The following is a 242-nucleotide window of genomic DNA, read 5'->3' as shown; positions in this document are numbered from 1 at the left end:
CTCCAACGCGGTAGTTTGTTCACTCGCCAGAGCATAACCTTTTGTTTTGCGTTTATACCCACGGCTTAGGGTGGCAATTTTAAATTGTGGATGCAGTAATTGAACAAGGTACTCAACCATTGGAGATTTTCCTGTACCGCCAACGGCAAGGTTACCAATACAAATAACAGGAAAATTAAATGTTGCAGATTTAAGTATGTTCCTATCGAACAGCCTGTTCCTCATTATTATCAGGAACAGGC

At 41.3% G+C, this 242-nt stretch carries 1 protein-coding gene; it reads right to left on the bottom strand.

Annotated features, from left to right (window positions below; translation table 11 throughout):
* Positions 1–225: tetraacyldisaccharide 4'-kinase (locus KK060_RS24965; RefSeq protein WP_254158021.1), on the bottom strand; the 225-nt coding region annotated here is incomplete at its 3' end.
* Between the last annotated feature and the right edge of the window lie 17 nt (positions 226–242).

The organism is Chryseosolibacter indicum, from assembly GCF_018598585.1.
Lineage (GTDB): Bacteria > Bacteroidota > Bacteroidia > Cytophagales > Cyclobacteriaceae > Chryseosolibacter > Chryseosolibacter indicus.
Note: the sequence above shows the minus strand (reverse complement) of the source record. Positions and strands in the feature narration are given on the sequence as shown.